Here is a 6197-nt window from a genome sequence, read left to right as displayed (position 1 = left end):
AACTTTATCAGAAGGTATCCTTTTTTTGTACATTTATTTTATTTTTTAATCAAATTAAAAAAGTGACTTCCTACTTATCTTTGTAGAAAGTCACTTTTCTGTTTTTACTGGGTTTTGTCCCAGCCTCATTTTTACAGTATAGGTAATTATAGAGCGTCTGAGCGTAGGTCATATTCTATAATCGGGGGGGACGATAGAAGAGATTGGTGAATATTTTACTGCGTTGTAGATGGAAATTTACAACTTGGAGGGAGGGCGCCCAATAGATCGTAATAAATGAGGGTACTCGTTCTAAGCTCTTGAAAGGTAATTAATCTTCATTAGATTGCTAATTACGTTTTATCATAATTAGTTCTTCCTTGGGTATATTACCGTGTAGGAGGTGAAAAAAGTGGATCAGAAAAAAGAAAAAAAAGATGAAAAAATAAATGTTAAATTAGGTGGAATGGGGTTATATGGGACCACTTCCAACACAGAAATTGCCGGTTATAAGGCTTCTGGCGATATTGAAAATGCTGGGAAAATAGATAAAGGGTTTGAAAAAATGGAAGAAGACGATATTGCCCCCGAAGCACCCATCTTAGAGGGGAATCAGAAGGGATATTGACAAGCCGATAAGGACAGACAGGGCCGCGGTCGTGCTTTCGCATCGTGTGATAAACGTCGACACTAGGACATCATGTCCGCTGTGCTTGTGGTATAAGTCTCGGTTGTAGGTGGAAAGCCGTAGCCCCTAACGTCGGTATACCCCTAAAGGAGCGATTCCTTTATATCTTAAGTAAAGGTTCGATTAATGTTGAAACATCCCCAAAGAAGGAGAACGGAGCCTCTCGTTTTTCGATGTAAAATGTTTTCGGTAAGCCAAATAAACGCGGTCCCAACTAAGGCAATCCGGCGCCTTTTCAAGGCTTGGCTTGCCGATTTTTTTCCAGGAAAAGATGCATACGTTACATAAACGCTAAGAACACAGGTACAAGGAAAGAAACAACGACAGCGCTGATGGTCATCGATAAAGCACTGACGGCACCTTCCAGCTCGCTGTTTTCTAAGGCTTTTGCTGTTCCGATGGCATGAGAAGCTGTTCCGATACTAAGCCCTTTAGCAACTGGGTGCTGGATACGGCAAATTTTTAAAATAACAGGCCCAAACATCCCTCCGCTGATACCGGCTATCATAACAAACACAGCTACAAGTGATGCACTGCCTCCTCCAACTGCCTCCGTAATACTGATGGCAATCGGCGTAGTAACAGATTTAGCTGCAATTGATTGAATCACCAAGCTCTCAAATCTAAATAACTTTGCTCCAGCTATTCCTGTAAAAACACCTGTCAGGGAACCGGCAAATATTCCAATACTAATCGCACCTGCGTATTTTTTGATTAAATGGATTTCCCTATACAACGGAATTGCCAGAGATACAACGATTGGGCCGAGAAAAATATCAATCCACTGACCGCCGATCATATACGTTTTATAAGGAATTCCAGTGAAGAGCAGGAAAATGACAATAACTGCTGTAGATAAGAAAATAGGCAAAGTAAATGGAATTGGCTTCTTCTGGTACATTCGTTTTGAAATCTGATAGATAATAAACGTTCCAATAAAGGCAATTAATCCGATTAAGAAGCTATTCATATGATTTCTCCTCTTTTTTAATGATGAAATTTGTTACAATTCCGCTAATGCTAATCACAAAGAAGGTACTCACGATTACTAACAGAATCGTAAGGCTGCCCTTGCCCTGGAAAAAGCTTAAGTACTGAACGACTCCCACTGTAACAGGAATGAAAAAAAAAGGGATATCTTTCAAAATAACATCAATCCCTGTTTGGATCCACGCTATAGGAATTATTTTTAAAATGAGCAAAATAAAAAGCAGCAACATGCCAATAAGGCTTCCGGGAATGCTGAGGGAGAAATAATCACGAATAAATTGACCGATAAAATTAAAAAGAAATAATACACTGATTTGTAAAACCATGATGAAGTATTTCATAATCAACCTCCACAGTAAGTGTACATCTTATAACGTTAATTAAAAATGATTCTTTAAGAAGCGATACTAACTATTTTAAAAGAAAATATGGCCATTCGCCAAGTGTTTGGCTGAATAAAGCTATGGCTAATGCTGGTTTTACTCAAACAATGGTATCAACTAGAAACGGTCACGTCATATGACAGGCGCTTATTCCAAGACAGCCGTGCCCGTCGTGCAACGATTTTCATTATGAATAAAAAAACAGCTCGACGATGGCAAGAATGCTTGTCGAGCTGTTTTATTTAAAGTGTTAATCAACCATATTACTTTTTTGTGTTTTTAAATATGCTTTATGGACCCGAGGCGCAATCCATGGTCGGAATGTGTATCCTAACAGAATGAAGATGGCCGGGAAAATAGCGAGTACTAAGAACCGGTTAAACACGACAGACCATACAATTCCCCCTGATGCTTCCCGAAGAATATCGATTGCATACGTGAAAGGAAGAAATGGATGAATCGCCTGGAAAAATGGCGGTGCTACTTGAATTGGGAACATTCCACCGCCGCCTGATAACTGCAGGATCATAAAGATAATCGCAATGGCTTTTCCGACATTTCCAAACAGGGAAACCATTGTGTACACCATTATCATAAACGCTAACGCAATCAAGACACTAAAGAGCGTAAAGTAAACAGGGTGTGCCATATAAACATCCAGTATAAAGATATTACCAAGTGAAACAATGACAGCTTGTAATATAGCTACAATTAAGAATAGCGTCATCCTTCCGAGATAAATATCCCTTAAGCTAAATTCTTCTCTGTTTTTATCCTTTAACTCGGTTGTAATTAGATTACAGAGCAACAATGCACCAACCCAAAGTGCAAGTACCGTATAGAACGGCGTATTTGCAGAGCCGTAGTTTGGAATTGGGAAGAGCTTTTCCTCATCTAACTGTACTGGACGTGAGAAATACTCTGTTTCATCACTCAAATCGTTTTGCAATGCTGAAACCAGCTCTTCAATAATTTGATCGTCTTCCATTTGTTTAATTCGATCATAGGCATTTTGAATATCCTCTTTATATCCTGGCCAATCGTTGCGGATAAAATCTGCCATTTCAGCGATTGCTTCTTGTGCTTCTGGTAAATTTTCTTGAACAAGCGAATTTAAATGCTTGTATTGCTCGATTAAATTATCCAAATCATTGGTAACAAATCCAGCTAAATTATTTACTTCATTCTCTAAACGCGGCATATCATTTTGGAAAAAGGAACTTGCCATATCAACACCATTTTTAAAATCAGGAAGGTATTGATTTACTTTATCAGATACATCGCTAAATTGTTGTTCATAGTACGGTAAATTTTCGTTTAAAAGCTTTAAATAATACTGTGAATCATTAACAATTGTTGCAGCTTCTGTTAAATAATTTGCAGCTAAATCTGTATATTCTAGCGCGGCATTTAATTTGGAATCCGCATCATTCAGCTTATTTTCTAAAGTAGTGAAGGCATTATTTACAAATGGTTCTACCGTATCCTTATTAAAGGATTGCAATGCTTCTAAGTTATCTAAGGCATTGTTTTTGATATCCTCTAATTGGCTGAGATCAAAATTCCCACTCTCTAGGAAATCCGTCAAATCATTTAAATTAGAGCCGTTGTTTTCGAGGGTATCTTGAATTTTTTTCAAGTTCTCTTTGTTCTCTGGAACCTCTAGTAAAGAAAGAGAATTTTCCGTGCTTGTAACGGAAGATTGAAGACCTTCGATACTCTCTTGAACAGCTTTAATTTGTTCATTTGCATATTCCTCCGTCTCCGGGTTTTCTTTCATTGCAATTAACGTAGGCAATGCACGAATATTACTTATAGCGAGACTTATATTTTCATCCAATACATTTGAAATTTCATCAAAAGCCTGAACGGTATCGTCATGAAGACCGCTAATCACGTTATCAATTTCTGCGTCGCGCTGCTGTGTATCTTCCGCAGCCGTATCTTCTTCATTATTTGTTGTTGTATTTGGTACAAACTCTGCATTTGCTAAATCTTCTTTAACGTTATTAAAAGAAGACTGGTAATTAGCAATTGCTTCGTTTAGAGTGTTCAAATCTTCGCTGGAATAATTACCTTCTTCTATTTTGGTTTGAACGTCCTCTAGTGCAGCAGAAAGCTCATTCCCTTGTGCTTTTGTTTCATCTGCGGAGTTGCTCAAGTTTTCTAAGGACTCATTTGGCTCTATAGAATCCGAACCACGAAGGTTTTCTAAGATATCCTCTAATGAACCTTGAGAATCGCTGACAGAATCTTTAACATTTGTAATAAAATCAGGTGTAACGGATTCGTCAGTTCCTTCTGTATCAAAAGAAGGAAGCCCATTAATTATTTCCTCTGCCTCTTTCATTTGATTATTAACAAGTTCTGCAACTTCACCTGTTGCTTTTTCTGCTTCATCTAAAGTATCTTGCGCATTATCAACTTGATCTTGATAACCTTGAATTTGCTTATTAATCTCTGGGATACGTGCTTGTATTTCGGCTAGCGTATCGCCGGCAGTGATACTTGCATTATAAGCATCTTGCAGTCCTTGATTAATTTCAGGGAAATATTGTTGGATAGAGCTAATTCGGGTTAAAGCATTTTCGATATCAGGCATCGCTTGATTTAATTCCACGACAGCATTACCCATTCGATTAATATCGTCAAGATGGGATTGCGCTGTGAGAATGTCTTCTCCGCCTTGTCTAATTTTGGTTTCATATTCCCCGAGGCTGTCCAATTTATCTGCATAGCCTTCAATACTGCCATTATTTTCATCTAATTCAACAATTAGATCGCCAGCTTTATCAATATCTGCAATATGATCATGAAGGTTATAAACGGCGTTTTTAATCTTTTGCAGTGTTGGAAGGTTCTGTTCAAGTTCGATTCCAGCATTATTAAATTCTTCTAGCAATGTTCTTGCTGTTGTTTGGACGAACTCATCATTGATTGTTTCCGTGATCTGCGTAGCCCCGGCACTTGTCATTTTCGGTGCGATAGCGTTGACTTTTTCATTCACCTTATATTGAACAATGGCACTTCTTGGTTCATCATTAAGGATACTTACCACATCTTCAGAAAAACTTTCTGGAATATGGATTGTGGCAAAGTAATCGCCTTTATAAACTTTTTCGTCTGCTTCTTCTATGGAATCACCAAACTGCCAGCCCAATGATTCGTTTTCCTTTAAATTTTCGATTAGTTCGTCTCCCATATTAATGGATCGACCTTCCACTTCGGTGCCCGTATCGTCACTGACTACACCAATTTTGATTCCTTGTGTATTGGCGTAAGGGTCCCAAGATGCTTTTATATTAAACCAAGCATAAAAAGAAGGAAGGATTGCTAATCCAATAATCAAAAGAAGAACAGAAGGAACACGAATGATGTTTTTCATATCTTGTTTTGTAATTTTAAAAGCTTTTTTCAAAAAAAATTCTCCTCTTTTCTTAGGTAACGTTCAAGTTTGCCTTAAAGTATGGTATCATAAAAATAAATGAATGACAATCAGTCAGTTTTTAAAGTTTCAAAAAGGTGGCATGAAAATGGCTAAAACGGCAAATAAAAAAGAACTTATTTTAAAGAGCGCTTATCATGTTTTTAAAGAAAAAGGTTTGGAAGATACACGTGTATCACAGATTGTTAAGGAAGCTGGTATTGCTCAAGGGACTTTCTACCTTTACTATAATAGTAAGATGGATGTCCTTCCAGATTTAGCGGAACAAATCATATCTAATTATACACAATATCTGGCGACATATGGAAATGTAAAAGCAGGATTAGAGGCTAATTTACGCTTAGCAATTGATCGCATTTTTGAAGTGAACCAGTTGGATAGAACAATTCCTTCTATTGTTTATGCAGGTATTACAAGAAGCGGAGATATAGATAAATGGCAGGTGATCTATCGCCCTTTATATGATCTTGTTGCTAAATATCTTGAGTTTGCAAAAGAAAACGGAGAAATTCGGGAAGATATTGATGCCATTTATTTTAGTGAATTTGTGATTTCCTTGATTGAATCGACAGCAAGAGGGATGATTCTATTTCAGCATTCTTCAGCAGAGGTGGAAAAATATAAAGAAGAACTATTATCCTTTACATTGAATGCAGTTTCCTGGGAACCGGCAAAAGTACTGTAAAAGAAAAGACTTCGATTCTAGCAGTGT

At 37.5% G+C, this 6197-nt stretch carries 5 protein-coding genes; 2 read left to right on the top strand and 3 right to left on the bottom strand.

Annotated elements, in window-relative coordinates; all coding sequences use genetic code 11:
- Positions 1 to 391: 391 nt before the first annotated feature.
- Positions 392 to 607, top strand: a complete 216-nt coding sequence (locus KI343_RS14560; RefSeq protein WP_212927147.1) for a hypothetical protein — start codon at positions 392 to 394, stop codon at positions 605 to 607.
- 340 nt (positions 608 to 947) lie between these two features.
- On the opposite strand, the gene KI343_RS14555 is transcribed toward KI343_RS14560, so the two are convergent.
- The 3 genes from KI343_RS14555 to KI343_RS14545 all read right to left on the bottom strand — a co-directional run bounded on the left by KI343_RS14555 (position 948) and on the right by KI343_RS14545 (position 5458).
- Positions 948 to 1637 (bottom strand): LrgB family protein, encoded by a 690-nt coding sequence (locus KI343_RS14555; RefSeq protein ID WP_212927146.1) that lies wholly within the window; start codon positions 1635 to 1637, stop codon positions 948 to 950.
- A complete protein-coding gene (locus KI343_RS14550) occupies positions 1630 to 1998 on the bottom strand; it encodes a CidA/LrgA family holin-like protein (RefSeq protein ID WP_212927145.1) in 369 nt (122 codons plus the stop codon). Before KI343_RS14550 ends, KI343_RS14555 begins: the two co-directional genes overlap by 8 nt.
- A 292-nt stretch (positions 1999 to 2290) precedes the next feature.
- On the bottom strand, positions 2291 to 5458 hold the full coding sequence (locus KI343_RS14545; protein WP_212927144.1) for a YhgE/Pip domain-containing protein: 3168 nt from the start codon (positions 5456 to 5458) through the stop codon (positions 2291 to 2293).
- Positions 5459 to 5573: 115 nt separating this feature from the next.
- Here KI343_RS14545 and KI343_RS14540 point away from each other — a divergent pair, with 115 nt between their 5' ends.
- Positions 5574 to 6170, top strand: coding sequence for a TetR/AcrR family transcriptional regulator (locus tag KI343_RS14540; RefSeq protein WP_212927143.1), 597 nt, complete (start codon positions 5574 to 5576; stop codon positions 6168 to 6170).
- The last annotated feature ends 27 nt before the right edge of the window (positions 6171 to 6197 follow it).

This window comes from Oceanobacillus sp. J11TS1, assembly GCF_018333215.1.
GTDB lineage: Bacteria > Bacillota > Bacilli > Bacillales > Amphibacillaceae > Oceanobacillus.
Note: the sequence above shows the minus strand (reverse complement) of the source record. Positions and strands in the feature narration are given on the sequence as shown.